This is a genomic window from Citrobacter sp. CtB7.12, assembly GCF_001297795.1.
Classification (GTDB): Bacteria; Pseudomonadota; Gammaproteobacteria; order Enterobacterales; family Enterobacteriaceae; genus Citrobacter_A; species Citrobacter_A amalonaticus.
The window spans coordinates 19402-46119 of the sequence record NZ_LIFT01000026.1; the positions used below are offsets into that span (position 1 = coordinate 19402).

At 51.8% G+C, this 26718-nt stretch carries 21 protein-coding genes, 2 tRNA genes, 2 rRNA genes and 1 pseudogene; 10 read left to right on the forward strand and 16 right to left on the reverse strand.

Translation table 11 applies throughout. From position 1 onward, the window contains the following. The first annotated feature begins 292 nt into the window (after window positions 1-292). Window positions 293-1750, forward strand: a complete 1458-nt coding sequence (gene pepD, locus AOY24_RS21555) for a cytosol nonspecific dipeptidase (protein ID WP_042997822.1) — start codon at window positions 293-295, stop codon at window positions 1748-1750. A 67-nt stretch (window positions 1751-1817) separates the two neighbouring features. On the opposite strand, the gene dinB is transcribed toward pepD, so the two are convergent. Together dinB and lafU are read right to left on the reverse strand one after the other, a co-directional pair. After that, a complete protein-coding gene (gene dinB / locus AOY24_RS21560; RefSeq protein WP_042997823.1) occupies window positions 1818-2873 on the reverse strand; it encodes a DNA polymerase IV in 1056 nt (351 codons plus the stop codon). A gap of 95 nt (window positions 2874-2968) precedes the next feature. Continuing rightward, on the reverse strand, window positions 2969-3829 hold the full coding sequence (gene lafU / locus AOY24_RS21565; protein ID WP_161215644.1) for a putative lateral flagellar export/assembly protein LafU: 861 nt from the start codon (window positions 3827-3829) through the stop codon (window positions 2969-2971). On the opposite strand from lafU, the pseudogene AOY24_RS21570 reads away from it, so the two are divergent. Together AOY24_RS21570 and AOY24_RS21575 are read left to right on the forward strand one after the other, a co-directional pair. After that, window positions 3795-5513, forward strand: a pseudogene (locus AOY24_RS21570) (flagellar biosynthesis protein FlhA); the annotation flags it as partial. The gene lafU and the pseudogene AOY24_RS21570 overlap by 35 nt on opposite strands. A gap of 105 nt (window positions 5514-5618) precedes the next feature. Then, the gene (locus AOY24_RS21575; protein WP_042997826.1) at window positions 5619-5858 is read left to right on the forward strand and encodes a hypothetical protein; all 240 of its coding nucleotides are present in this window, start codon (window positions 5619-5621) and stop codon (window positions 5856-5858) included. Here the strand turns inward: AOY24_RS21575 and AOY24_RS21580 are convergent. Continuing rightward, window positions 5855-6604, reverse strand: coding sequence for a C40 family peptidase (locus AOY24_RS21580; protein WP_071888436.1), 750 nt, complete (start codon window positions 6602-6604; stop codon window positions 5855-5857). The genes AOY24_RS21575 and AOY24_RS21580 overlap by 4 nt on opposite strands. 348 nt (window positions 6605-6952) lie before the next feature. On the opposite strand from AOY24_RS21580, the gene dpaA reads away from it, so the two are divergent. Then, on the forward strand, window positions 6953-7693 hold the full coding sequence (dpaA, locus tag AOY24_RS21585; protein ID WP_042997828.1) for a peptidoglycan meso-diaminopimelic acid protein amidase: 741 nt from the start codon (window positions 6953-6955) through the stop codon (window positions 7691-7693). Here the strand turns inward: dpaA and AOY24_RS21590 are convergent. Continuing rightward, window positions 7664-8431: a class II glutamine amidotransferase gene (locus tag AOY24_RS21590; protein WP_042997829.1), complete on the reverse strand. Its 768-nt coding sequence runs from the start codon at window positions 8429-8431 to the stop codon at window positions 7664-7666. The two genes, dpaA and AOY24_RS21590, sit on opposite strands and share 30 nt — an antisense overlap. A gap of 45 nt (window positions 8432-8476) precedes the next feature. Continuing rightward, window positions 8477-9055 carry a D-sedoheptulose 7-phosphate isomerase gene (lpcA, locus tag AOY24_RS21595; RefSeq protein WP_042997830.1) on the reverse strand — a complete coding sequence of 193 codons (579 nt, stop codon included), beginning with the start codon at window positions 9053-9055 and terminating at the stop codon, window positions 8477-8479. Between the two features lie 239 nt (window positions 9056-9294). Here lpcA and fadE point away from each other — a divergent pair, with 239 nt between their 5' ends. Then, entirely contained in the window at window positions 9295-11739 is a 2445-nt protein-coding gene (gene fadE / locus AOY24_RS21600; protein WP_042997831.1) for an acyl-CoA dehydrogenase FadE, read from the forward strand. 266 nt (window positions 11740-12005) lie between these two features. On the opposite strand, the gene AOY24_RS21605 is transcribed toward fadE, so the two are convergent. Then, complete coding sequence (locus AOY24_RS21605) at window positions 12006-12317, reverse strand: hypothetical protein (RefSeq protein WP_042997832.1); 312 nt, start codon at window positions 12315-12317, stop codon at window positions 12006-12008. An 887-nt stretch (window positions 12318-13204) separates the two neighbouring features. Here AOY24_RS21605 and AOY24_RS21610 point away from each other — a divergent pair. After that, the gene (locus AOY24_RS21610) at window positions 13205-13975 is read left to right on the forward strand and encodes an amidohydrolase (RefSeq protein WP_043001721.1); all 771 of its coding nucleotides are present in this window, start codon (window positions 13205-13207) and stop codon (window positions 13973-13975) included. Window positions 13976-14037: 62 nt separating this feature from the next. Here AOY24_RS21610 and AOY24_RS21615 read toward each other — a convergent pair. Together AOY24_RS21615 and dnaQ are read right to left on the reverse strand one after the other, a co-directional pair. Then, window positions 14038-14114: transfer RNA gene (locus AOY24_RS21615), tRNA-Asp, on the reverse strand. Between the two features lie 133 nt (window positions 14115-14247). Next, window positions 14248-14976 carry a DNA polymerase III subunit epsilon gene (gene dnaQ / locus AOY24_RS21620; protein ID WP_082195350.1) on the reverse strand — a complete coding sequence of 243 codons (729 nt, stop codon included), beginning with the start codon at window positions 14974-14976 and terminating at the stop codon, window positions 14248-14250. A 64-nt stretch (window positions 14977-15040) separates the two neighbouring features. Here dnaQ and rnhA point away from each other — a divergent pair, with 64 nt between their 5' ends. Further along, window positions 15041-15508: a ribonuclease HI gene (gene rnhA / locus AOY24_RS21625; RefSeq protein WP_042997834.1), complete on the forward strand. Its 468-nt coding sequence runs from the start codon at window positions 15041-15043 to the stop codon at window positions 15506-15508. On the opposite strand, the gene AOY24_RS21630 is transcribed toward rnhA, so the two are convergent. Continuing rightward, on the reverse strand, window positions 15505-16227 hold the full coding sequence (locus tag AOY24_RS21630; protein WP_042997835.1) for a class I SAM-dependent methyltransferase: 723 nt from the start codon (window positions 16225-16227) through the stop codon (window positions 15505-15507). The two genes, rnhA and AOY24_RS21630, sit on opposite strands and share 4 nt — an antisense overlap. 37 nt (window positions 16228-16264) lie before the next feature. Between AOY24_RS21630 and gloB the strand changes: the two genes are divergently transcribed. Together gloB and mltD are read left to right on the forward strand one after the other, a co-directional pair. Next, window positions 16265-17020 carry a hydroxyacylglutathione hydrolase gene (gene gloB / locus AOY24_RS21635; protein WP_054177342.1) on the forward strand — a complete coding sequence of 252 codons (756 nt, stop codon included), beginning with the start codon at window positions 16265-16267 and terminating at the stop codon, window positions 17018-17020. Between the two features lie 71 nt (window positions 17021-17091). Further along, window positions 17092-18459, forward strand: coding sequence for a murein transglycosylase D (gene mltD, locus AOY24_RS21640; protein WP_042997837.1), 1368 nt, complete (start codon window positions 17092-17094; stop codon window positions 18457-18459). A gap of 48 nt (window positions 18460-18507) precedes the next feature. Here mltD and AOY24_RS21645 read toward each other — a convergent pair whose 3' ends face one another. The 3 genes from AOY24_RS21645 to AOY24_RS21655 form a co-directional block, all read right to left on the reverse strand. After that, a complete protein-coding gene (locus AOY24_RS21645; RefSeq protein WP_054177343.1) occupies window positions 18508-19278 on the reverse strand; it encodes a class I SAM-dependent methyltransferase in 771 nt (256 codons plus the stop codon). 77 nt (window positions 19279-19355) lie between these two features. Continuing rightward, entirely contained in the window at window positions 19356-20156 is an 801-nt protein-coding gene (locus AOY24_RS21650; protein WP_042997839.1) for an endonuclease/exonuclease/phosphatase family protein, read from the reverse strand. Window positions 20157-20287: 131 nt separating this feature from the next. Continuing rightward, a complete protein-coding gene (locus tag AOY24_RS21655; protein ID WP_054177344.1) occupies window positions 20288-21466 on the reverse strand; it encodes an MFS transporter in 1179 nt (392 codons plus the stop codon). A gap of 104 nt (window positions 21467-21570) precedes the next feature. Between AOY24_RS21655 and yafC the strand changes: the two genes are divergently transcribed. Next, a complete protein-coding gene (gene yafC, locus AOY24_RS21660; RefSeq protein ID WP_042997841.1) occupies window positions 21571-22485 on the forward strand; it encodes a DNA-binding transcriptional regulator YafC in 915 nt (304 codons plus the stop codon). 21 nt (window positions 22486-22506) lie between these two features. Here yafC and dkgB read toward each other — a convergent pair whose 3' ends face one another. The 4 genes from dkgB to AOY24_RS21680 form a co-directional block, all read right to left on the reverse strand. Next, entirely contained in the window at window positions 22507-23310 is an 804-nt protein-coding gene (gene dkgB / locus AOY24_RS21665) for a 2,5-didehydrogluconate reductase DkgB (RefSeq protein WP_044328745.1), read from the reverse strand. 164 nt (window positions 23311-23474) lie between these two features. Beyond that, window positions 23475-23551 (reverse strand) — tRNA-Asp (locus AOY24_RS21670). A gap of 54 nt (window positions 23552-23605) precedes the next feature. Continuing rightward, a 5S ribosomal RNA gene (gene rrf, locus AOY24_RS21675) occupies window positions 23606-23721 on the reverse strand. A 70-nt stretch (window positions 23722-23791) separates the two neighbouring features. Further along, a 23S ribosomal RNA gene (locus tag AOY24_RS21680) occupies window positions 23792-26698 on the reverse strand. Window positions 26699-26718: the final 20 nt, after the last annotated feature.

The following is a 26718-nucleotide window of genomic DNA, read 5'->3' on the forward strand; positions in this document are numbered from 1 at the left end:
GAAGTGTCCCAGCCTGTTTATCTACGGCTTAAAAAGTGTTCGAGGGGGAAATAGGTTGCGCGAGATTATAGAGATCTGAGCCACCAAAAACCAGTGTTTCGCGGAATCGGGCCCTCTTTTTACGTGCTTTATACTCGCAGCGGGCGCAGAAAGTGGTATTCTCAAGCGCATCTCGCAAGCCAGACTTGTGGTAATAATTAACCTGCTAACCCTGTGACCTGCAAGCCTGTTTGCAGCGCATCTATACCCTGAATACCACCTAAAGTATGACGGGTATACAAGGAGAATTATCGTGTCTGAACTATCTCAACTCTCCCCGCAACCGCTGTGGGATATTTTTGCAAAAATCTGTTCAATTCCTCACCCGTCCTATCATGAAGAGCAACTCGCTGAGCACATCATCGGCTGGGCAAACGAGAAAGGTTTCCACGTCGAGCGCGACCAGGTAGGGAATATCCTGATTCGCAAACCGGCCAGTGCAGGAATGGAAAACCGTAAACCGGTGGTTCTGCAGGCGCACCTGGACATGGTGCCGCAGAAAAACAACGACACTGTGCACGATTTCACCAAAGATCCGATCCAGCCTTATATTGATGGCGAATGGGTGAAAGCGCGTGGTACCACACTGGGCGCCGATAACGGCATCGGGATGGCTTCCGCATTAGCGGTTCTGGCTGACGACAGCGTCGTTCACGGACCGCTGGAAGTGCTGCTGACCATGACCGAAGAAGCGGGGATGGACGGTGCATTTGGTCTGCAGGCCAACTGGCTGCAGGCGGATATTCTGATCAACACCGACTCGGAAGAAGAAGGTGAGATCTACATGGGTTGCGCAGGAGGGATCGACTTCACCTCTAACCTGCCGCTGACCCGCGAAGCCGTTCCGGCAGGTTTCCAGACCTTTAAGCTGACGCTGAAAGGGCTGAAAGGCGGTCACTCCGGTGGCGAAATCCACGTTGGTCTTGGCAACGCGAACAAACTGCTGGTTCGTTTCCTGGCCGGTCATGCTGAAGAGTTGGATCTGCGTCTGGTCGATTTCAACGGCGGTACGCTGCGTAACGCAATTCCACGTGAAGCCTTTGCGACCGTTGCCGTTGCGGCAGACAACGTAGAGGCTCTGAAAGCGCGGGTTAACGCTTATCAGGACATTCTGAAAAACGAACTGGCTGAAAAAGAGAAAAACCTGGTGGTTCTGCTGGAGAGCGCCGCGAGCGATAAAGCCGCACTGACCGCACAATCTCGCGATGGCTTTATCCGTCTGCTGAACGCCACGCCGAACGGTGTGATCCGCAATTCCGACGTCGCAAAAGGCGTGGTTGAAACCTCACTGAACGTGGGCGTCGTCACCATGACCGACGACAACGTCGAAATCCATTGCCTGATCCGTTCGCTGATCGACACCGGTAAAGACTATGTCGTTAGCATGCTGGATTCGCTGGGGAAACTGGCAGGCGCGAAAACCGAAGCGAAAGGGAGCTACCCTGGCTGGCAGCCGGATGCGAACTCACCGGTGATGCATCTGGTGCGCGAAACCTATCAGCGTCTGTTCAACAAGACGCCGAACATCCAGATTATCCACGCGGGTCTGGAGTGCGGTCTGTTTAAGAAACCGTACCCGGATATGGATATGGTCTCTATCGGGCCAACCATTACCGGTCCACACTCACCGGATGAGCAGGTGCATATCGAAAGCGTCAGTCATTACTGGACGCTTCTGACCGAACTGCTGAAAGCGATTCCGACGAAGTAAGTTACGGCTGTCGTGCTATAAAAATGCCGGATGGCGGCGCGTTGCGCCTTATCCGGCATTTTGCTCTTTATAACCCCAGCAATAACTGCCGTTCCAGTTGCGGATCGAGTAGCGTTACGTGCAGCCCCACCAGCCTTACCCCCCGCCCTGCCCGCCGCTCATCCCAGGTTTTATGCGCAGTAGAAATCAGGTCTTCTTTATTCAGCTTCGGCCAGACGTGTTCCTGGGTGGTTTGCTGAAAGTCATTGAACTTGAGCTTTACCCCCTGGCGAGCAATGCATAAATCGGGTTTGACTTTCGCCAGTCGCCGTTCGAGTTCCGGATATAACTGCTCAATGATCGCCTCACAGTCAGACCACTGATGAATATCTTCCGCCATGGTGCGTTCCACGCCGACCGATTTGCGTAAGCGTTCATTATTGACATCCCGTTCGTCGATTCCCTGGCTTCGCTCCCACAATACCCGCCCAAACTTACCGAAGCGCTTAAGTAATGTCGCCAAATCGCACTGCTGGACATCACCGCAGGTGCGTAGCCCCATGCTTTCCAGTTTTGCCGCAGACACTTTACCGACGCCGGGAATTTTCCCCAGCGGCAACGTACTGAGGAACGCCGGCACATCATCCGGCGTAATGACATACTGTCCGTTGGGTTTATTCAGATCGGAGGCGATTTTGGCCAGAAACTTCACCGGCGCCACGCCCGCCGAGGCGGTAAGTTGCAGCTCGTTGAAAATCGTCTGGCGTATTTCCTGAGCGATAAGCGTGGCTGACCCATAACAGTGTGTACTGTCCGTGACGTCCAGATACGCCTCGTCCAGTGACAGCGGCTCAATTAATGAGGTATAGCGGGCGAAAATGGACTGGATTTGGCGGGAGGCTTCTTTGTAGGCCTCATAACGGCCCGGTAATAACGTGAGGTGCGGACACAGTTTCAGCGCCATACCGGTCGGCATCGCGCTGCGCACGCCAAATTTACGGGCGGGATAGTTGGCGGTGCTGATAACGCCTCTGCGCTCACGGCTGCCGCCAATGGCAATAGGGATGTCGCGCAACGCCGGGTTGTCCCGCATCTCAACCGCGGCGAAAAAACAGTCCATATCAACATGTATGATTTTACGCATCACCCACCTCCCGAAACACTGTTTAAGTATACAGTGAAATCAATAAATGGGAAGCGATCGCTCACCGAACAACGCGACGAATTCCAGCGTCGTGACTACTGTGGCATCGGGTTGCGATGTAATGCAGCGAGGTGCTGTTTTTTATCCAGTTTCTCCACTAACGGTTGAACCACTTTTTCACCATGTTGACCAAAATATTGATACAAAGTATCGGCTGCGCTCTGGGTCAGAATCATGATTTCGATGCGTCGGTTTCCTGCGCTTTCCGGATTATTGGTATCCAGCAGCATCTGGTCAGCCATCGCACTAACCTGCATCACTTTATCCTCCGGCATCCCCGCTTCTTCCAGTACGCGACGTGCGGATAACGCTCTGTCCCCCGACAGGTTCCAGTTGTTATAAATATTATTTTTATAACCCATGGCATCCGTATGCCCGGTAATAATGATCTTATTGTCCAGCGAGTCAAAAACCGGCGCCAGCTCAACCAGAAGCGATTTAAAGAACGGCATGATCCGTGCACTGCCACGCTCAAACATACTGCGGTTTTGGTCGTCTTTAATCAGCACACGTAACCCCTGGGGCACTATCTCCATTTCCAGGTTAGTTTCCATGTGCGCATTTCGCGCAACAGTATTAATACTGGTGGCCAATTCACCTAATTCTGATGCGGATTTTCTTTTCAGCAGCGCCGTTTTCTCATTCACATCACGCGCTTTTCTTTCGGTTGCCTCACTCACTTTTATCCGTTCTTTTGCTGAGTTCGTTTCCTCGGTGGTGGACTTATTACGCGGGGTGCTACTCCTGCTTGCCATCGCGGTAATCGGCTTTTGACCAATTTTATTCAGCGCCGTTAAGCCCCCGCCATTAAAGATCGACTGGCCATGCAACGCCGCCACAATGTTTTCTCGATCGGATTTACTGACGCTGTTCACAATCAACTTCATCGTCGTCACCAAAGGCGCTGAACGTATCTCCGAAGTGTCCGCCCGCTTTACCCTTGATGCGATGCCAGGCAAACAGATGGCGATCGACGCCGACCTGAATGCCGGGCTTATCAACCAGCAGCAGGCGCAGACGCGACGTAAGGACGTCGCCGGCGAAGCCGATTTCTATGGCGCGATGGACGGGGCCTCGAAGTTCGTGCGCGGCGACGCCATCGCCGGGATGATGATTCTGGCGATCAACCTGATCGGCGGCGTGTGCATCGGGATTTTTAAATACAATCTCAGTGCCGAAGCGGCATTCCAGCAGTACGTACTGATGACCATCGGTGACGGTCTGGTGGCGCAGATCCCTTCTCTTCTGCTCTCTACCGCCGCCGCGATCATCGTGACCCGCGTCAGTGACAATGGCGATATCGCCACCGATGTTCGCGCACAGTTACTGGCCAACCCATCGGTGTTGTATACCGCCACCAGCATTATGTTTGTACTGGCAGTGGTGCCGGGAATGCCACATTTCCCGTTCCTCGCGTTCAGCGGCCTGCTGGGCTTCACCGCCTGGCGGATGAGTAAACGTCCGAAAGCCGCTGAGGCTGAAGAGAAAAACCTCGAAACGCTGACGAAAACAATCGTCGAAACGACCGAGCAGCAGATTACCTGGGAAACCATCCCGCTGATTGAGCCAATCAGCCTGAGCCTGGGGTATAAGCTGGTCTCACTGGTGGATAAATCAAAAGGCAATCCGCTGACCCAGCGTATCCGTGGCGTGCGCCAGGTGATCTCCGATACCAACGGCGTGCTGCTGCCGGAAATTCGCATTCGTGAAAATTTCAGGTTAAAGCCCAGCCAGTACGCGATCTATATCAACGGGATTAAGGCCGATGAAGCCGATATTCCCTCTGACCGCCTGATGGCGCTGCCTTCCAGCGAAACTTACGGCGAGATAGATGGCATTCTGGGTAATGACCCGGCGTACGGGATGCCGGTGACCTGGATCCAGTCAGCGCAGAAGGCGAAAGCGTTGAATATGGGGTATCAGGTGATCGACAGCGCCAGCGTGATTGCCACGCATGTGAATAAGGTGGTGCGCAGCTACATTCCCGATCTGTTTAATTATGATGACATTACGCAGCTGCATAACCGTCTCTCGTCAATGGCACCGCGCCTGGCGGAAGATCTCAGCGCCGCGCTCAACTACAGCCAGTTGCTGAAAGTGTATCGGGCGCTGCTGACTGAAGGCGTATCACTGCGCGACATTGTGACTATCGCCACCGTGCTGGTTGCCAGCAGCAGCGTAACGAAAGATCCCATTCTTCTGGTCGCTGATATCCGCCTTGCGCTGCGTCGCAGCATTACGCACCCGTTTGTCCGCAAGCAGGAACTGGCGGTCTATACGCTGAATAACGAACTGGAAAACCTGCTTTCTAACGTGGTGAATCAGGCGCAGCAGAGCGGTAAGGTGATGCTCGATAGCGTGCCGGTGGATCCGAACATGCTCAATCAGTTCCAGAGCAATATGCCGCAAATTAAGGAGCAGATGAAAGCCGCAGGCAAAGAGCCGGTGCTGCTGGTCGCGCCGTCGCTACGTCCGCTGCTGGCGCGCTATGCCCGACTCTTCGCGCCGGGTCTGAACGTTCTGTCTTATAACGAAGTGGCAGATGAACTGGAGCTGAAAATTATGGGGGCACTGAGTTAAATAATTACCCGGCTGTTTAAGTCGGCGTTTTTTCTGCCGCTTTATAAAGATGACGCGACAAGGAGGTTGCATTTCAAATGCCTGCTCAAGTTAAAGGATTGATGAGTGACCATTCAACAGAATATCCCATCCCCTTCAGAAAACGACGCTCAGCATGATGACGCCAGATTGTACTGGCGCACATACCGGGAGTTTGTACGCCAGCAAGAGTTGCAACAACATAATGAAACGCAATCAACAGATGACGCGATGCCCGCGCACGTCGCGCTCATCGAACCCGTCGATCTGTTGCTGGCAGGCACGATGATGCTTGTCTTCATCATCCTGCTGCTGCTTGCCTGTTAGATGATGGTATTTTCCTTGAGGATCCGGCGTGCGCCGAGGAAGTGATCCTGCCAGAACGGATCGGTCAATTGGCTCACCCGGATGGTTTCGCCCGTACGCGGGGACTGGATAAACTGTCCATCCCCCAGATAAACACCCATATGGTCGGCGATATCCTGACTGTGTATATGGAAGAACAGCAGATCGCCACGGCGCAGGTCACGGTTAGCGACAATGGTTGCCCGACGGTAATGATACATTTCATTTGCCGTGCGCGGTAATTTGGCCGCCAGGATTTTATTGTAGGCGTAGAAAACCAGCCCACTACAGTCGAATCCGCGATCCGGATTGACGCCTCCCCATACGTACGGTTTCCCCAGTTGCGCCTCAAGGCGATGAATCGCCACTTCCGTGATGTTCTGCAAATGGTCGCTAGTGAGGAACGCCTTATTTTCTGCCAGTTCCTGCCAGCGGTGGTTGTCCGCGCGCAGCGGCCCCGGGAACCATTCTGGATGCTGTTCAAGCAACTCACGGTTGTGCTGGCGCAACGCTCTCTTGCTCTGCGGGGTTCCGGAAACAATGTAATGCGCCTGCCTTCTGCGCTTCGCCTGATATTTACTGAGCAGACGTTCACGGTTATGCATCCGCAACGTCGCGGCATAGCTAAACGTCTGATGTGAAGAGACGGCTGCAGATAACGGTGAATAAAGGAGACATAACGAGAGTAGCCCCGGCAGAATGGCGCGCGGAGCACCTGATAAAAACATAAAAAAACATAACCTAAATAAACAGTGAGGCGACAGTTTAACCAGGCGAGGAACTGACCAGGCTTAATAATCAATAATTAAAAAATTAATGGTTTATTATCAGTGAATTGTATCCGCCAGGCCCCTGGCAACGAGCCTGACATCCGTTCTGCGGAAATGGACAAAATCGGGCCGGTTCTGACAGCCAGTGTCGCTAACGTTCTGTATAAATTGTAAACGCACCACGAGGGGCTTGCGAAAAACTGTCGTGGTGTTAATGTGAGCGTTCCAAATCCAGATTAGTCCGATTTGGGGATCTTATTTTTGCCGTTCTGGCGTGGGTAATCGTTTTATCAAGGAACAAGCAGTATGCGTAAAATCGCATTATTTATTGCGATGCTTTTGATCCCGTGCGTGTCATTCGCCGGCTTGCTGAGTAGCAATAGCTCCACAACCCCCATCAGCAAAGAGTATAAGCAACAATTGATGGGATCGCCGGTCTATATTCAGATCTTCAAGGAAGAGCGCACGCTCGATCTCTACGTCAAGATGGGCGAACAGTATCAACTTCTCGACAGCTACAAAATTTGTAATTACTCCGGCGGATTAGGTCCAAAACAACGCCAGGGCGATTTTAAAAGTCCTGAAGGTTTTTATAACGTCCAGCGTAGCCAGCTCAAACCTGACAGCCGCTTTTATAAAGCCATTAATATTGGCTTCCCCAACGCCTATGACCGTGCTCATGGTTATGAAGGCAAATATCTGATGATTCACGGTGCCTGCGTCTCGGTTGGCTGTTACGCCATGACCGACAGCGGCATTGATGAGATTTTCCAGTTTGTCACCGGTGCGTTGGTCTTTGGTCAGTCGAGTGTGCAGGTCAGTATTTATCCCTTCCGCATGACCGATGCCAATATGCAGCGTCACAAGTATTCGTATTACAAAGAGTTCTGGTCGCAGTTAAAACCGGGATACGATTATTTCGAGCAGACCCGCAAGCCACCGACCGTGTCGGTTGTCGATGGCCGCTATGTCGTCAGCAAACCGTTGAGTCATGAAGTGGTTCAGCCGCAGCTGGCGTCAAACTACACGCTCCCCGAGACAAAATAACGCCCACTCGCCTGGCATAATCTTTTGCCAGGTTTCGTTGCCTGTCAGTGGTTGCGTGGCAATGACGGTGACCACATCGTTCGGTGTGGTCTCTTTCTGAAAATCTATCTCCACATCCTGATCGAGCAACGTGGCGACGCCAAACGGTGCACGGCGCGTGATCCAGAACAGATTCGTTGAGCAGAATGCCATCACATAACGACCATCTGACAACAGCATGTTAAAGACCCCTTTCTCACGCAGTACGCCCGCCAGCGTTGCGATATACCTGAACACCGCCGCCATGTTGCCAGGCGTGCGCGGGTAGCGCTGAGTGAGTTTGTGCAGCAACCAGCAGAATGCCTTTTCGCTGTCGGTTTCACCCACCGGGCGAAAATTGCCGGTTTCCAGCGTTTTATAGCCCGAAAGCTGACCATTGTGCGCGTAGGTCCAGTGGCGGCCCCACAGTTCACGCGTGAAGGGATGGGTGTTCTCCAGCGCCACTTCGCCCCGGTTCGCCTGGCGAATATGGGCAATCACGGAACAGGATTTGATCGGGTAGTCCTGTACCAGTCTGGCGATGGGGGAGTTAAAGCTGGGTTGCGGATCTTTGAACGTCCGGCAGCCTTTGCCTTCATAGAAGGTGATGCCCCAGCCGTCTTTGTGCGGTCCGGTTCCCCCTCCACGCTGAACCAGCCCGGTAAAACTAAAGCAGATATCGGTAGGCACATTGGCGCTCATCCCGAGCAGTTCGCACATACATCACCTCCACAACTGCGGGGGCGCAAAACCCCCGGCGAAGACTTACTTAACCATCTCTTTTTCGATCAACTGAATCAGGATATGAATCACTTTAATATGAATTTCCTGAATACGGTCAGCATAGCCGAAATGCGGAACGCGGATTTCGATATCGGCAGTACCGGCCATTTTGCCGCCGTCTTTACCGGTCAGGGTGATGACCTTCATTCCCTTCTTGCGTGCCGCGGCGATGGCTTTGATCACGTTACCCGAATTGCCGGAGGTTGAGATGCCTAACAGCACATCGCCTTCGCGCCCTACCGCTTCCACATAACGGGAAAAGACGTAGTCGTAACCGAAATCATTGCTGACGCAGGAGATGTGGCTAACGTCGGAAATCGCAATGGCCGGATAGCCCGGACGGTTTTCGCGATAACGCCCGGTCAGTTCTTCGGCAAAGTGCATGGCGTCACAATGAGAGCCGCCGTTACCGCAGGACAGTACCTTACCTCCTGCTTTAAAACTGTCTGCCAGCAGGACCGCCGCGCGCTGAATGGCGTGAATATTGGCATCATCTTTTAAAAAATTCGCCAGCGTTTCCGCCGCTTCGTTCAGTTCGTTACGAATAAGATCCTGGTACATGAGGATATCCTTCAGCATGAATGTAAATGACAGGATGCAGTGTACCGGATAGCACTGGCAGCGAGAAGCATAAGCCACATCAATGGCGACGGCTTTTGATTTTTCGTGCCGCAGAAATCGGCAACAATGTGAGCTTTGTTGTAATTATTTTGTAAACACATTGCTAAAAGAATTCACATCCACTACAACCATATCATCACAAGTGGTCAGACCTCCTACAAGCAAGGGAGCTTTTCGTTATGATGATTTTGAGTATTCTCGCTACGATTGTTCTGCTCGGCGCGCTGTTTTATCACCGCGTGAGCCTGTTCCTCAGCAGCCTGATTCTGCTCGCATGGACGGCCGCGCTTGGCGTGGCCGGACTGTGGAATATCTGGCTGCTGGTTCCGCTGGCCATTCTCCTCGTCCCGTTCAATGTGACGCCGATGCGTAAATCGATGATCTCCGCGCCGGTGTTCCGTGGCTTTCGTAAGGTGATGCCGCCGATGTCACGTACGGAGAAAGAAGCGATTGATGCCGGTACCACCTGGTGGGAAGGCGATCTGTTTCAGGGCAATCCGGACTGGAAAAAACTGCACAACTATCCGCAGCCGCGTCTGACCGCCGAAGAGCAGGCGTTCATCGACGGCCCGGTGGAAGAAGCGTGCCGCATGGCGAACGACTTCCAGATCACCCACGAGCTGGCCGATCTCCCGCCGGAACTGTGGGCGTTCCTGAAAGAACATCGCTTCTTCGCGATGATCATTAAGAAAGAGTACGGCGGGCTGGAATTCTCCGCTTACGCCCAGTCTCGCGTGCTGCAAAAACTTTCTGGCGTCTCCGGGATCCTGGCGATTACCGTGGGCGTGCCGAACTCCTTAGGCCCAGGCGAGCTGCTGCAACATTACGGTACACAAGAGCAGAAAGACCATTACCTGCCTCGTCTGGCGCGTGGTCAGGAGATCCCTTGCTTTGCGCTGACCAGCCCGGAAGCGGGTTCTGATGCGGGCGCCATTCCGGATACCGGTATTGTTTGTATGGGCGAATGGCAAGGCCAGCAGGTGCTGGGGATGCGTTTGACCTGGAACAAGCGTTATATCACCCTCGCGCCTATCGCCACCGTCCTGGGACTGGCATTTAAACTTTCTGACCCGGATAAGCTGCTGGGCGGCGAAGAAGAACTGGGGATCACCTGTGCGTTAATCCCAACCTCGACGCCAGGCGTGGAAATTGGTCGTCGTCACTTCCCGCTGAACGTCCCGTTCCAGAACGGTCCGACTCGCGGTAACGATGTATTTGTTCCGATCGATTACATCATCGGCGGCCCGAAAATGGCCGGTCAGGGCTGGCGTATGCTGGTGGAATGTCTGTCGGTGGGCCGCGGGATTACCCTGCCGTCTAACTCGACCGGCGGCGTAAAATCCGTTGCGATGGCTACCGGTGCTTATGCCCACATTCGTCGTCAGTTCAAAATCTCTATCGGTAAAATGGAAGGGATTGAAGAACCGCTGGCACGCATTGCCGGTAATGCCTACGTGATGGATGCCGCTGCGTCCCTCATCACCTACGGTATTATGCTCGGTGAGAAACCGGCAGTGCTGTCGGCAATCGTCAAGTATCACTGTACTCATCGTGGTCAGCAGTCAATTATTGACGCGATGGATATCACCGGTGGCAAGGGCATTATGCTGGGCGAAGGTAATTTCCTGGCGCGGGCCTATCAGGGCGCGCCGATCGCCATCACCGTGGAAGGCGCGAACATTCTGACCCGTAGCATGATGATCTTCGGTCAGGGGGCAATTCGCTGCCATCCGTATGTCCTCGAAGAGATGGCGGCCGCACAGAATAACGATGTGAATGCGTTCGACAAACTGCTGTTTAAACATATCGGCCACGTCGGCAGCAACAAAGTGCGCAGCTTCTGGTTGGGTCTGACGCGTGGTTTAACCAGCCAAACGCCCACCCGCGATGCGACGAAGCGTTATTATCAGCATCTTAACCGCCTGAGCGCGAACCTGGCGCTACTCTCTGACGTGTCGATGGCTGTGCTGGGCGGAAGTCTCAAACGCCGCGAGCGCATATCTGCTCGTCTGGGTGATGTACTGAGCCAGCTGTATCTGGCCTCTGCGGTTCTGAAACGTTACGACGACGAAGGCCGTCATGAAGCGGACCTGCCGCTGGTTCACTGGGGTGTGCAGGATGCGCTGTATAAAGCGGAACAGGCAATCGACGATCTGCTGCAGAACTTTCCGAACCGCCTGGTGGCTGGCCTGCTGAACGTGGTGATCTTCCCGACCGGTCGTCACTACCTGGCCCCTTCCGATAAGCTGGATCATAAAGTCGCGAAGATATTGCAGGTACCGAGCGCCACCCGTGACCGTATCGGCCGTGGACAGTATCTGACGCCGAGCGAGCATAACCCGGTGGGATTACTGGAAGAAGCGCTGCTGGATGTGATGGCCGCCGACCCTATTCATCAGCGTATTTGCAAAGAGATTGGCAAAAACCTGCCGTTCACCCGTCTGGATGAACTGGCGCAAAATGCGCTGGCCAAAGGGCTCATTGATAAGGACGAAGCAGCGATTCTGGTCAAAGCGGAAGAAAGCCGACTGCGCAGCATCAATGTGGACGATTTTGAACCCGAGGAGCTGGCGACAAAGCCGGTAAAGCTGCCAGAGAAAGTGCGTAAAGTCGAAGCCGCGTAAGCGATAATAGCAAAAGCCGGAGCGCCTGCGAGCCTCCGGCTTTCTTATTGGAGGCTGTATTAACGTTGTTTACCCACCTCGTCCAGAGCTTCTAATACCGGACTCAACAGATAGCTTAACAATGTTCTGCTGTCCGTCTTCACCTCCGCCGTGACCTGCATGCCAATTATCTGTAGGCCATAAACCTATCTACCCCAATTCGTACTTTCCGTAAACTCTTCACCATCGAGAACGAAAGAATTGTACAGTTGTCAGACTCTGTTCTTTTAATTTCCTATTATAACTTTTGCAATGAGACTGAGATTCACTAAAATAAATGCCATTAGTGCAGTAATAAGTCTTAATTTTTCCATAAAGATTAAATATGAAGGCCGAGTTATTTGTACTGAAGGGTCAACATTTTTCTTCTTTCTAAACAATAGCAACACAACAGCGAATGTTATGGATAATATCGAACCCATTGATGTAAAAACAGAAATCAACGTGGCTGCTGATGTCATATCACCGTTAGCTTTAACGGATGATAAAAGCGCAATAAATTCACATACAATAGCGAATAGCAAAGAAAACGCCAGCATACTCCCCCCTGCAATGTCTTTTTGACCTGGACACAATCATTAAAAAACCGAATACTAATAAAACTCAGAATTAAAATACTCCCAATGACTTATTGACATAATGAAGATATCAATCCTGACGTTTTATTTACTACTCTGTTTATATTTAAAGAAACAACTCAACAACACCTTCATTAACCTAACAAATGCACACGTATTATTTTTAAGGATTAACTCAAAAAAACAAATAAGACACCGAACTTCAATTAACAAATTGATTTCAATAGTTTTTAGACAATAAAATAGTGTAATATCAGTTCGCATCACCACTCTGTAAGACATACCAACCTCACATTGATTACGCTTTTCACGAAACTATTTAACATCAAGCGAATGATAAGTTACTTTTTTTTACGTACGTATGATTGCCAGATATAAATATTGAATATATTCACTCCAATTATTGGAAGATGGTGAAATATTCACAATTGCGTCCCTTGAACTTTTATTCATAGAAAATAAAGTACAGCACAAATAAAATTTGCACAACTGTTATTCATTTTGCATCACTCATAACAATATAAAACACCTAATATATTCATTATATCCTTAATCAATATCAGAATGTCTACAGCCCAGGCGTCGACGTAATACAGCGTCGTTGTCTGGCAAGTAAAAATGCAACTTACACGTTCATTCACGCTAGTCACCTTAACACTCTCTTTTTTATTTTTTTCTTCTCGGGCTTTCCTTCAATAAATTAAAATCGTTAAAAAGAGTGTAGCAATGCTAAATATAAATCTGCTATTTCGATAATGGCTGAATTAATCGAAGTATTCTGCAAAAGTGCAACGGGTTGAAAAGGTGTTAAAGTGAAAAGTAGCCTTGTACTTATGGAGCTGAACGCCGTGACTGGTTTGAAAATTACGCTACTGCAACAACCGCTGGTCTGGCTGGATGGCCCGGCCAACTTGCGCCACTTTGATCTTTTACTGGAACGGGTGACCGGTCGCGATATCATCGTCTTACCCGAAATGTTCACCACAGGGTTTGCGATGGAGGCTGCCAGAGAAGCGCCCACTCAGGAGGAGATGATTTCATGGATGCAAAAACAGGCGCAGCGAACGAACGCTCTGATTGCCGGTAGCGCCGCGCTTCAGACAGAACGTGGCGCGGTGAACCGTTTTTTACTGGTCGAGCCAGAAGGTAACGTGCACTTTTATGATAAACGCCACCTGTTTCGAATGGCTGACGAACATCATCATTACCAGCCAGGCAACCGCCGCGTGATCGTGGAATGGCGCGGGTGGCGCATTCTCCCACAGGTCTGTTATGACCTGCGGTTTCCGGTATGGTCACGCAATTTGAATGATTATGATCTGGCGCTGTATGTCGCCAACTGGCCGGCGCCTCGTTCTCAGCACTGGCAGACGTTGCTGGCGGCTCGCGCGATTGAAAATCAGGTCTGGGTGGCTGGATGTAACCGCGTCGGCACCGACGGCAACGGGCATCACTATCGTGGCGACAGTCGGGTTATTAGCCCGCAAGGAGAAATCATTGCGACAGCGGAAGCCCATCAGGCTACTCGCATTGACGCGGAACTTTCTTTGAGTGCGCTGAAAGCGTATCGGGAGACGTTTCCGGCCTGGCAGGATGCCGACCCGTTTATTCTGCGCTGATTTTTTGACGAGATAAAAACGACGAAAGCCTGAATCATTACTGACTCAGGCTTTCTGAATAGTGGCGGAACGGACGGGACTCGAACCCGCGACCCCCTGCGTGACAGGCAGGTATTCTAACCAACTGAACTACCGCTCCGCGATGTGTTCCACTTGGGAACGAAGCGCATATTACGGATTGCCAGACACCTCGTCAACGCTTTTTCTCACGTTTTTAATCGTTTGCTCTAAAAATCACCCGAGCGGCGGTTTTTACCCCATTTACCGACTTTCTACACCCGCCAGAGGCAACTTCCCCCTTTCTTTTCCACCAGGTCGAGGCGCGATTCATGGGCCGCCACTTCCTCATCGGTGGCGAAAACGACGCGTAGCCTGCTGGCCTGACGTACAAGCCGCTGGATCCCCGTATTGCCCTGCTGCTGGGTTTCCCCTTCCATCGAAAACGCCATCGTCGTCTGACCACCGGTCATCATCAGATAAACATCAGCCAGAATCTGGGCATCGAGCAATGCGCCGTGCAGCGTACGCTTGCTGTTGTCTATCTCATAACGCGAGCACAATGCATCCAGGCTATTACGCTTGCCAGGGAACATCTTCCTCGCCAGCGCCAGGCTATCGGTGACTTTACAGAAAGTATTGGTTTTCGGGATATCGCGGTTGAGCTTGCTGAACTCGTAATCCATAAAGCCGATATCAAACGACGCGTTATGAATGACCAGTTCCGCCCCGCGGATATAATCGAGAAATTCATCCGCCACTTCGGCAAATGTCGGCTTGTCCAGCAGGAACTCATCCGCAATACCGTGGACGCCGAACGCTTCCGGATCCACCAGCCGATCAGGCTTCAGATAGACATGGAAGTTATTCCCCGTCAGACGGCGGTTCACCACCTCTACAGCACCGATCTCAATGATCTTGTGCCCTTCGTAGTGCGCGCCGATCTGGTTCATACCGGTGGTTTCGGTATCGAGGACGATCTGTCGTGTAATTGCAGTGCTCATAGCGGTCATTTATGTCAGACTTGTCGTTTTACGGTTCGATTCAATTACAGGAAGTCTACCAGAGATGCTTAAACAGGTAGAAATTTTCACCGACGGTTCGTGCCTGGGCAATCCAGGTCCGGGCGGTTACGGGGCAATTTTACGCTATCGCGGGCGCGAAAAAACCTTTAATGAGGGCTATATCCTCACGACCAATAATCGCATGGAGCTGATGGCGGCGATCGTCGCCCTGGAAGCCCTGAAAGAACATTGTGAAGTCATTTTGAGCACTGACAGTCAGTATGTGCGCCAGGGGATCACCCAATGGATTCATAACTGGAAAAAACGCGGCTGGAAAACCGCCGACAAAAAACCGGTAAAAAATGTTGATCTCTGGAAGCGACTTGATGCCGCCCTCGGGCAGCATCAGATCAAATGGGAGTGGGTAAAAGGCCATGCCGGTCATCCAGAAAACGAGCGTTGCGATGAGCTTGCCCGTGCCGCCGCCATGAATCCTACTCAGGAGGACGTTGGTTATCAGCCCGAAGCTTAAACGTCCGGCTTGCGATATTGCCGGGTCGCGCCAACGGCCTGCGGTATGCGCGCTTTCGCCTTGTTCTGTTTCATCGGATTGAGCGTAAGCGGAATCGTTCGCTTACGCGCCACAATCATCTGCATACAGCCCAGCGCAGGAAGGTGTGCACTCAACATCTTTCCTCCTTGCTTTTTCCACGGCAGGACGTGAAAACGGCTATAGTTCAGCACTTCAAAATTCAGCAGCGACAGCCAGTCCAGTTGGCGCATCAGCGTAAACATACGACTATTATAAGGCGACGATTTACGCAGTACCGGCACCAGCTTGCGCAGCCCCATCAGGCTCACCGGGTTGAATCCGCTCAGTACCAGCCAGCCATCATCAATGAGTACCCGATCGGCTTCACGTAACAAGCGGTGGGGATCGGCGCACCAGGGTAGCGTGTGCGCCAGCAGACAGACATCGACCGATTTATCGGCAAAAGGGAGATGAAGCGGATCGGCCTGAACCTGAACCGGCGAGCCTTTGGCAGAAACGTTAACCTGATGCGAAACCGCACAGGCTTCCGAGTTGATTTCTGCACTTAAATTGCCCACCTTAAGCAGGTGAAAACCATACATTTTTGCAAACCACGGGTTAAGCTGTTTTTCCAGCGCCTCACGATAGTACTCTCCCCAGGGCAAATCGCTCCAGCGATCGGGTGCTACGACTGTTTGAGGGTTCCTTGCCGGTTTCATCACAACCATCCGTTATGCATAGACAGAGAGGTAATTTATGAATCTTAACAGTATTCCGGCGTTTCAGGACAATTACATCTGGGTTCTGAGTAATGATGAAGGACGTTGTCTGATCGTGGACCCGGGCGACGCCGCGCCGGTGTTAAAGGCGATTGCCGAAAACCAGTGGCAGCCAGAGGCTATTCTACTCACTCATCATCATCAGGACCATGTGGGTGGCGTGAAAGAACTGGTACAGAACTTTCCTAAACTAGTGGTTTACGGACCAGCAGAGACACAAGATAAGGGGGTCACTCATATAGTCGAAGATGGCGATTCCGCCCTCATTTTGGGGCATGAATTTAGTATATTTGCTACACCCGGTCACACTTTAGGACATATCTGTTACTTTAGCCATCCTTATCTTTTCTGCGGAGATACGCTGTTTTCGGGAGGTTGTGGACGCCTGTTCGAAGGCACAGCGAGTCAGATGTATCAATCGCTTAAAACAATATCCGGACTTCCAGACGATACGCTTATTTGTTGCGCCCATGAATATACTTTAGCAAATATGAAGTTTGCCCTGAGCATTCTGCCGCACGATTCGTTCATAAATGATTATTATCGTAAAGTTAATGAGTTACGGGTAAAAAAACAAATGACACTCCCCGTTATTCTGAAAAATGAGCGGAAAAATAATATTTTTTTGAGAACAGAAGATATTGATTTAATTAATGAAATTAACAAAGAAACAATATTGCAACACCCTGAAGAGCGATTTGCCTGGTTAAGGTCAAAGAAAGACAGCTTCTGATAATTGCAGGTTGCCTTTTCAAAACTTCGCCGTTATGATCGGTCGTCTTTTAAGCAACTATTGACACACACATGAAGGCAAAAGCGATCTTACTCGCCTCTGTCCTGCTCGTGGGTTGCCAGTCGTCTCAAAACGCCGGTAATGTCCAACAGCACGCACAGAGCCTTTCTGCAGCTGGTCAAGGGGAAGCAGGAAAGTTTACGAGTCAGGCACGATGGATGGACGATGGGACGTCCCTCGCGCCGGATCAAGACTTGTGGGCTTTCATTGGCGACGAGCTAAAGATGGGAATTCCGGAAAACGACCGGATTCGCGAACAAAAACAGAAGTATTTACGCAATAAGAGCTATCTCCACGATGTAACTTTACGGGCAGAGCCGTATATGTACTGGATAGCCGGGCAAGTTAAGAAACGTAACATGCCAATGGAACTGGTACTACTACCCATAGTGGAGAGCGCTTTTGATCCTCATGCAACGTCTGGCGCCAATGCCGCAGGCATCTGGCAGATCATTCCGAGCACGGGGCGCAATTATGGTTTAAAACAGACCCGCAGTTATGACGCGCGTCGCGATGTGGTGGCTTCCACAACCGCAGCGCTCGACATGATGCAACGTCTGAACAAAATGTTTGACGGCGACTGGCTGCTGACCGTTGCGGCTTATAATAGCGGTGAAGGTCGGGTCATGAAGGCGATTAAAACGAACAAAGCGCGTGGGAAATCCACCGACTTCTGGTCGTTGCCGTTGCCTCAGGAAACGAAGCTGTACGTGCCAAAAATGCTGGCCCTGAGTGATATTCTCAAGAACAGCAAACGTTATGGCGTACGTCTGCCAACCACAGACGAAAGTCGTGCACTGGCGCGTGTTCGTTTAAGCAGTCCGGTTGAAATGGCGCAGGTTGCCGATATGGCGGGGATTCCCGTCAGCAAGCTGAAGACCTTTAATGCTGGTGTGAAAGGCTCCACGCTGGGCGCAAGCGGTCCGCAATACGTAATGGTACCAAAGAAGCATGCAGAGAAACTGCGTGAATCTCTGGCCTCTGGCGAAATTGCTGCCGTACAGTCCACTCTGGTGGCTGATAACACCCCGCTGAACAGTCGTAGTTACACCGTTCGCTCTGGCGATACGCTTTCAGGCATTGCTTCACGTCTCGGCGTGAGCACGAAGGATCTGCAGCAGTGGAATAAGCTGCGTGGTTCAACGCTGAAAGTGGGCCAAAGTCTGACGGTGGGTGCCGGTAACAGTGCACAGCAACTGGCTAAAAACAGCGACAGCATTACCTATCGTGTACGTAAGGGCGATTCGCTTTCGAGCATTGCTAAACGTCACGGCGTTAACATCAAAGATGTCATGCGCTGGAACAACGATACGGACAATCTGAAGCCCGGCGATCAACTGACGTTGTTTGTGAAAAACAACAACACGCCAGACTCCTGATAGCTCACAATATTAAAAGGCACCGATTTCCCCCGGTGCCTTTTTTCCTTATGCCGCTTTGTGCGCTTCGGCCATGATGGTATCGCTGGTAAACGATCCCTCGTCCTGTAAAGCGAAGTAAGCTTTCACCTCCGCAGAGGCGCTTACCTGATACAGACGAATCGCATCTACCAGTTCAGCGGGTGTGCGCATTCTCGTCACCCATGAACTAAACTCCAGCGGCAAACGGTCGGTTATCAATGAATCAACAATCAGGTTTGCATCATTCATCAGCGCCAGCCATTCGCCGCTGGAATAGTTGCGAACGTGCGAGGTGTCGCGCAATGCCTCCACCGTCTGTAACCAGATATCGCGGACCGGATGCCCTGGGGACATGACATCCATAATAATCAGGACTCCGCCCGGTTTTAATACCCGATTAACTTCGCGCAGCGCTCTGCCCACATCATGCCAGTGATGCGCGGAATAACGACTGATAACAACGTCAAAGACAGCATCCTCAAACGGCAGGCTTTCGGCATAGCCCTGCCTGGTGGTGATGTTGGCTAATCCCTTCTCTTTTGCCGCCTGCGCCACAACGTCAAGCATCTGCGAAGATAAATCGTAAGCCACCACTTGTTTCACATTCTGCGCGGCGATAAAGCTTGCATGCCCGGCGCCACAGCCCATATCCAGTACGCTGGCATGAGGGAACGCAGAAAGGCGCTCAGCCAGACGCTGCAAGTCGCGACCGGTTGCATGCACGGCACTGGTTAAATAGGCATTCGCCTGGGAGCCAAACTGCTTTTCGACGTTATCGTGGTGGGAGTGTGTTGTCATTATGCTGTCCTTTGGTTGTTTGCAAGATAAAGGGCAGCACCACTACAGGTCTGCCCCAACGGCAGACCTGACACACCTTACTGCACAGGTTTGCCGGGACTGAATTCAACGAGTAGCGGATTGTGATCGGATGCGCGTGTGACCAGTACTGAAGCCTCACTGACGTTCAGACCACGATAAAAGACAAAATCCAGGGGGCGACCAAACGCACGACGGCGCTGATCGTCAGTAAAACGAACCTGGCGCAACGACATTTCGCGCGCGAAGCGATACAGCGCATTCATGCGGCGTCGGCTCCAGGCATTAAAATCTCCGGCCATAATCACCGGGCCACTGTGATGCGCAATCTGGTCACCGATTGGAAGTAACTGCTTACTATACACATCGACCCCCAGACTAAAGTTAACCGCATGGATATTAACGACCATCAACAGTCGCGTATCGGGCAACGGATAGACGGTAACCAGCGCCGATTTTGCCAGGCGCAGGATAGGCTCTCGCTCACGAAGTGGGCAACAGTATACGGGATGCGCGGATGAGAGCGTCATCACCCCTGACGGATGCTGTGGCAGAACAAATGCCGGCACCTGATCGGCCGCCAGGTAATTCGCCGTCGCAAACTTCACCAGCTCCGGCGTCGTTTGCGCTTCCTGTAACAACACCAGGTGCGCATCTTTGCCAAAATTCTTCAGCACCGAAAGCCATTCCGCTCGCTGCTGCTTAAAGATATTCCACACCAGGATACGGATCCGATCTTCACTGCTTAACGGCGCCCCGGCGGGTAATGCCTGGCCGATGCTCGAAAATGACCCGGGCGGCAAAATCCGCTCAGCGGGTTGTCCGGCAACATAGCGCATGGCATAGGTGTTTTTTCGCACTTTTGACTTTCAAACCTCTGTAACGTCAACCAGCCCGGTGCCGGACTGGTTCTTCTGTTATAGGGATTTTAGCTCACACTTTCAACGACCAATTGCAGATTGTTTTGTAAGCACACACTTACATCAAGCACTTAACCCAGCACGGCTACGCGTGCGGGTTTATCCAGTCGACCACTAATCCCCATCAACAGGAAGGCTCCCAACACAATCAATGCCCCAATCCACGGTGTTTGCGTCAGGCCGAAGTGCTCCACCGTCTGTCCGCCGACAACAGAACCGATCGCAATCCCGATGTTAAAAGCCGCGATGTTGAGGCCGGATGCCACATCTACCGCATTCGGCGTAAATTGTTCGGCTTTTTGCACCACATAGACCTGCAAACCCGGTACATTGCCGAAAGCAAAGATCCCCATCACCAGTACCGTTGCCAGCGCGGCGTACTGCATAGTGGCGGTAAACTGAAAGACGAGCAACAGTACAAACAGTGCGGCGAAAATAAACTTCAGCGCAGGCACCGCCCCATGTTTATCCGCCAGTTTTCCGCCCCAGATGTTACCTACCGCGACGGATACGCCATAGCCTAATAAGATCCAACTCACTGCGGCAGGCGAGAAACCCGCCAGATCCTGCATCATCGGCGCCAGAAAGGTAAATGCGGTAAAGACGCCGCCGTAGCCCAATGCCGTGATCGCATAGATGATCAACAAGCGTGGATGCGTTAAGACACTCAACTGGTCACGCAGCGTCGCCGCGGCGCGTCCCGGAATGTTCGCCGGAATGAGCCACTGACTGCTGATCAGCGCAATCACGCCCAACACAGAAACGGCCAGAAAGGTTTCGCGCCAGCCAAAATACTGACCGATGAACGTCCCCAGAGGAACCCCGGTCACCAGAGCAACCGTCAGACCACCAAACATGATGGCAATGGCAGAAGCCGCTTTTTCTTTTGCTACCAGACTGGTGGCAATGGTGGAGCCAATCGAGAAGAACACGCCATGAGCCAGACCGGTCAGTAAACGGGCCGCAATCAGCGTCATATAGCCAGGAGCCTGCCATGCCAGCAGGTTGCCCGCCGTGAACAGGACCATCAGCGCAACCAACAACGGCTTACGCGGCAGACGTCCAGTCAATGCCGTCAGTACTGGCGCGCCAATCGCCACGCCGAGAGCATAGATGGAAACCAACATCCCCGCTGAAGGCAGAGAAATGGCCAGTTGTTCAGCAATTGTCGGCACCAGGCCTACAATCACAAATTCGGTTGTGCCAATAGCAAAAGCACTTATTGTCAGCGCAAATAACGCGAGAGGCATAAATAACTCCATATCATCAGTATTCGGATGACACGCAGTATGCCGGGATGGTTTAATAACAAAAATATCCAAAATCTCAATACAATTTTGCTTCGGGTGCAAAAATGAAAGCAACTTCAGAAGAACTCGCCATTTTTGTTTCAGTGGTAGAAAGCGGAAGTTTCAGCCGGGCGGCAGAACAGTTAGGTCAGGCAAACTCAGCGGTAAGCCGGGCAGTAAAAAAGCTGGAAATGAAGCTTGGCGTGAGTTTACTCAACCGCACAACCCGGCAGCTCAGCCTGACAGAAGAAGGTGAACGCTATTTTCGCCGCGTCCAGTCTTTGTTGCAGGAGATGGCGGCGGCAGAAACGGAAATCATGGAGACACGCAGCACTCCACGCGGGGTGCTCCGTATCGATGCCGCCACGCCGGTGATGCTGCATTTTCTGATGCCGTTGATAAAGCCTTTCCGCGAACGTTATCCGGAAATTACGCTTTCTCTTGTTTCCTCTGAAACCTTTATCAATTTGATCGAGAGAAAAGTGGATATTGCAATCCGTGCAGGCACATTGACGGATTCCAGTCTCCGCGCCCGACCGCTCTTTAATAGCTATCGGAAGATTATTGCCTCGCCGGATTATCTTGAACGATACGGGAAGCCGGAAACAGTGGAAGAGCTAAAAGCACACCTGTGCCTGGGCTTCACCGAACCCGTATCCCTCAACACCTGGCCTATCGCCTGTAGCGATGGGCAACTTCACGAGATTGACTGTGGAATTTCGTCAAACAGCGGCGAAACGCTTAAACAACTCTGCCTCAGCGGAAACGGCATTGCCTGCCTGTCGGACTACATGATTGATCGGGAAATTGCGCGAGGTGAACTGGTGGAGCTGATGGCCGATAAACGCCTGCCGGTAGAGATGCCGTTCAGCGCCGTCTATTACAGCGATCGTGCCGTGAGTACGCGTATTCGGGCATTTATCGATTTTCTGAGTGAATATATAAGAACAGCTCCCGGAGGAGCTGTTAAAGAGGGTTAAAGGCATTCAGGGCTTAACGCATTAATCCCACTGCGGTGCCAGTCCTTCCGGGCTTACCAGGCGATCGTTGCAATCCAGAGCAGCGATCGCTTTTTTATCTTCGGCATCTAACGTTAGATCCAACGCCAACAGGTTGCTTGCCAGGTTTTCTCGCTTAGTGGAAGAAGGAATGACCGAGTAACCTTCATCCATCGCCCATGCCAGGATCACCTGAGCTGCGGTGGCGTTGTGTTTCGCCGCGATGCGGGTAATCACTTCATCTTTCAGAGCTTTACCATATGCAAGCGTCATGTAAGACGTGATGTGGATACCGTGTGCTTTCGCCCAGTCAACCACTTTGCCATTTTGCAGGTAAGGAGACAGTTCAATCTGGTTAGTCGCAATATTTTCAGCACCGACCGCTGCAATGGCTTTTTCCATCAGCGGGATAGTGAAGTTAGAGATACCGATTTCACGCGTCAGTCCCTGCTTTTTCGCTTCCAGCAACGCCTGCATGAATTCCTCAACCGATACAGCATCATTTGGTGATGGCCAGTGGATCAGCGTCAGATCAACATAATCAGTACGCAGTTTTTTCAGGCTCTCTTTCAGGCTAGGGATCAGCTTGTCTTTGCTCAGATTCTCAATCCAGATCTTGGTCGTAATGTACAACTCATTGCGCGGAACGCCGCTCTCTGCAATTGCCTGGCCAACTGCGGCTTCATTATCATAGATTTGTGCAGTATCGACAGCACGGTAACCGAGCTCCAGAGCCGTTTTTACGGATGCAATAACAACATCGTCCTTAAGACGGAAGGTACCTAAACCGAATGCCGGGATAGTCATAATAATTCCTCTTTGATTCATCATGTTCGTTAACTGAGAGGATTATGACGTTTTGCGTTTTGTTGAAAAAGAGCGAAAAATGCAGAGGATTTTTGCGTTTTTAGCAACAATTAGATTTAAGGCAAAGAAAAAGCCCTGAGTGTTAACTCAGGGCTCTTAATAAGTGGCGGAACGGACGGGACTCGAACCCGCGACCCCCTGCGTGACAGGCAGGTATTCTAACCAACTGAACTACCGCTCCACCGAATTTTTCTACAACCACTGATTTTTACATCAGTTTACTGCTTAATTTGATGCCTGGCAGTTCCCTACTCTCGCATGGGGAGACCCCACACTACCATCGGCGCTACGGCGTTTCACTTCTGAGTTCGGCATGGGGTCAGGTGGGACCACCGCGCTACAGCCGCCAGGCAAATTCTGTTAATCTGTATCAAGCTGAGTTGAATGCGTCATCTCTTCGCCGAAACAGCTTCGGCGTTGTAAGGTTAAGCCTCACGGTTCATTAGTACCGGTTAGCTCAACGCATCGCTGCGCTTACACACCCGGCCTATCAACGTCGTCGTCTTCAACGTTCCTTCAGGACCCTTAAAGGGTCAGGGAGAACTCATCTCGGGGCAAGTTTCGTGCTTAGATGCTTTCAGCACTTATCTCTTCCGCATTTAGCTACCGGGCAGTGCCATTGGCATGACAACCCGAACACCAGTGATGCGTCCACTCCGGTCCTCTCGTACTAGGAGCAGCCCCCCTCAATTCTCCAGCGCCCACGGCAGATAGGGACCGAACTGTCTCACGACGTTCTAAACCCAGCTCGCGTACCACTTTAAATGGCGAACAGCCATACCCTTGGGACCTACTTCAGCCCCAGGATGTGATGAGCCGACATCGAGGTGCCAAACACCGCCGTCGATATGAACTCTTGGGCGGTATCAGCCTGTTATCCCCGGAGTACCTTTTATCCGTTGAGCGATGGCCCTTCCATTCAGAACCACCGGATCACTAAGACCTGCTTTCGCACCTGCTCGCGCCGTCACGCTCGCAGTCAAGCTAGCTTATGCCTTTGCACTAACCTCCTGATGTCCGACCAGGATTAGCTAACCTTCGTGCTCCTCCGTTACTCTTTAGGAGGAGACCGCCCCAGTCAAACTACCCACCAGACACTGTCCGCAACCCGGATTACGGGCCCACGTTAGAACACCAGCCATTAAAGGGTGGTATTTCAAGGATGGCTCCACACGAACTGGCGTCCGCGCTTCAAAGCCTCCCACCTATCCTACACATCAAGGACCAGTGTTCAGTGTCAAGCTATAGTAAAGGTTCACGGGGTCTTTCCGTCTTGCCGCGGGTACACTGCATCTTCACAGCGAGTTCAATTTCACTGAGTCTCGGGTGGAGACAGCCTGGCCATCATTACGCCATTCGTGCAGGTCGGAACTTACCCGACAAGGAATTTCGCTACCTTAGGACCGTTATAGTTACGGCCGCCGTTTACCGGGGCTTCGATCAAGAGCTTCTCCTTACGGATAACCCCATCAATTAACCTTCCGGCACCGGGCAGGCGTCACACCGTATACGTCCACTTTCGTGTTTGCACAGTGCTGTGTTTTTAATAAACAGTTGCAGCCAGCTGGTATCTTCGACTGATTTCAGCTCCACGAGTAAATCGCTTCACCTACATATCAGCGTGCCTTCTCCCGAAGTTACGGCACCATTTTGCCTAGTTCCTTCACCCGAGTTCTCTCAAGCGCCTTGGTATTCTCTACCTGACCACCTGTGTCGGTTTGGGGTACGATCTGATGTTACCTGATGCTTAGAGGCTTTTCCTGGAAGCAGGGCATTTGTCACTTCAGCACCGTAGTGCCTCGTCATCACGCCTCAGTGTTAAAGTGAACCGGATTTACCTGGAACACACACCTACACGCTTAAACCGGGACAACCGTCGCCCGGCCAACATAGCCTTCTCCGTCCCCCCTTCGCAGTAACACCTGGTACAGGAATATTAACCTGTTTCCCATCGACTACGCCTTTCGGCCTCGCCTTAGGGGTCGACTCACCCTGCCCCGATTAACGTTGGACAGGAACCCTTGGTCTTCCGGCGAGCGGGCTTTTCACCCGCTTTATCGTTACTTATGTCAGCATTCGCACTTCTGATACCTCCAGCATGCCTCACAGCACACCTTCACAGGCTTACAGAACGCTCCCCTACCCAACAACACTTAGTGTCGCTGCCGCAGCTTCGGTGCATGGTTTAGCCCCGTTACATCTTCCGCGCAGGCCGACTCGACCAGTGAGCTATTACGCTTTCTTTAAATGATGGCTGCTTCTAAGCCAACATCCTGGCTGTCTGAGCCTTCCCACATCGTTTCCCACTTAACCATGACTTTGGGACCTTAGCTGGCGGTCTGGGTTGTTTCCCTCTTCACGACGGACGTTAGCACCCGCCGTGTGTCTCCCGTGATAACATTCTCCGGTATTCGCAGTTTGCATCGGGTTGGTAAGCCGGGATGGCCCCCTAGCCGAAACAGTGCTCTACCCCCGGAGATGAATTCACGAGGCGCTACCTAAATAGCTTTCGGGGAGAACCAGCTATCTCCCGGTTTGATTGGCCTTTCACCCCCAGCCACAAGTCATCCGCTAATTTTTCAACATTAGTCGGTTCGGTCCTCCAGTTAGTGTTACCCAACCTTCAACCTGCCCATGGCTAGATCACCGGGTTTCGGGTCTATACCCTGCAACTTAACGCCCAGTTAAGACTCGGTTTCCCTTCGGCTCCCCTATTCGGTTAACCTTGCTACAGAATATAAGTCGCTGACCCATTATACAAAAGGTACGCAGTCACCCCATTAAAGAGGCTCCCACTGCTTGTACGTACACGGTTTCAGGTTCTTTTTCACTCCCCTCGCCGGGGTTCTTTTCGCCTTTCCCTCACGGTACTGGTTCACTATCGGTCAGTCAGGAGTATTTAGCCTTGGAGGATGGTCCCCCCATATTCAGACAGGATACCACGTGTCCCGCCCTACTCATCGAGCTCACAGCACATGCAATTTTGTGTACGGGGCTGTCACCCTGTATCGCCGGCCTTTCCAGACCGTTCCACTACCACACATGCTGATTCAGGCTCTGGGCTGCTCCCCGTTCGCTCGCCGCTACTGGGGGAATCTCGGTTGATTTCTTTTCCTCGGGGTACTTAGATGTTTCAGTTCCCCCGGTTCGCCTCGTTAACCTATGGATTCAGTTAACGATAGTGCAACGAATTGCACTGGGTTTCCCCATTCGGACATCGCCGGTTATAACGGTTCATATCACCTTACCGACGCTTTTCGCAGATTAGCACGTCCTTCATCGCCTCTGACTGCCAGGGCATCCACCGTGTACGCTTAGTCGCTTAACCTCACAACCCGAAGATGTTTC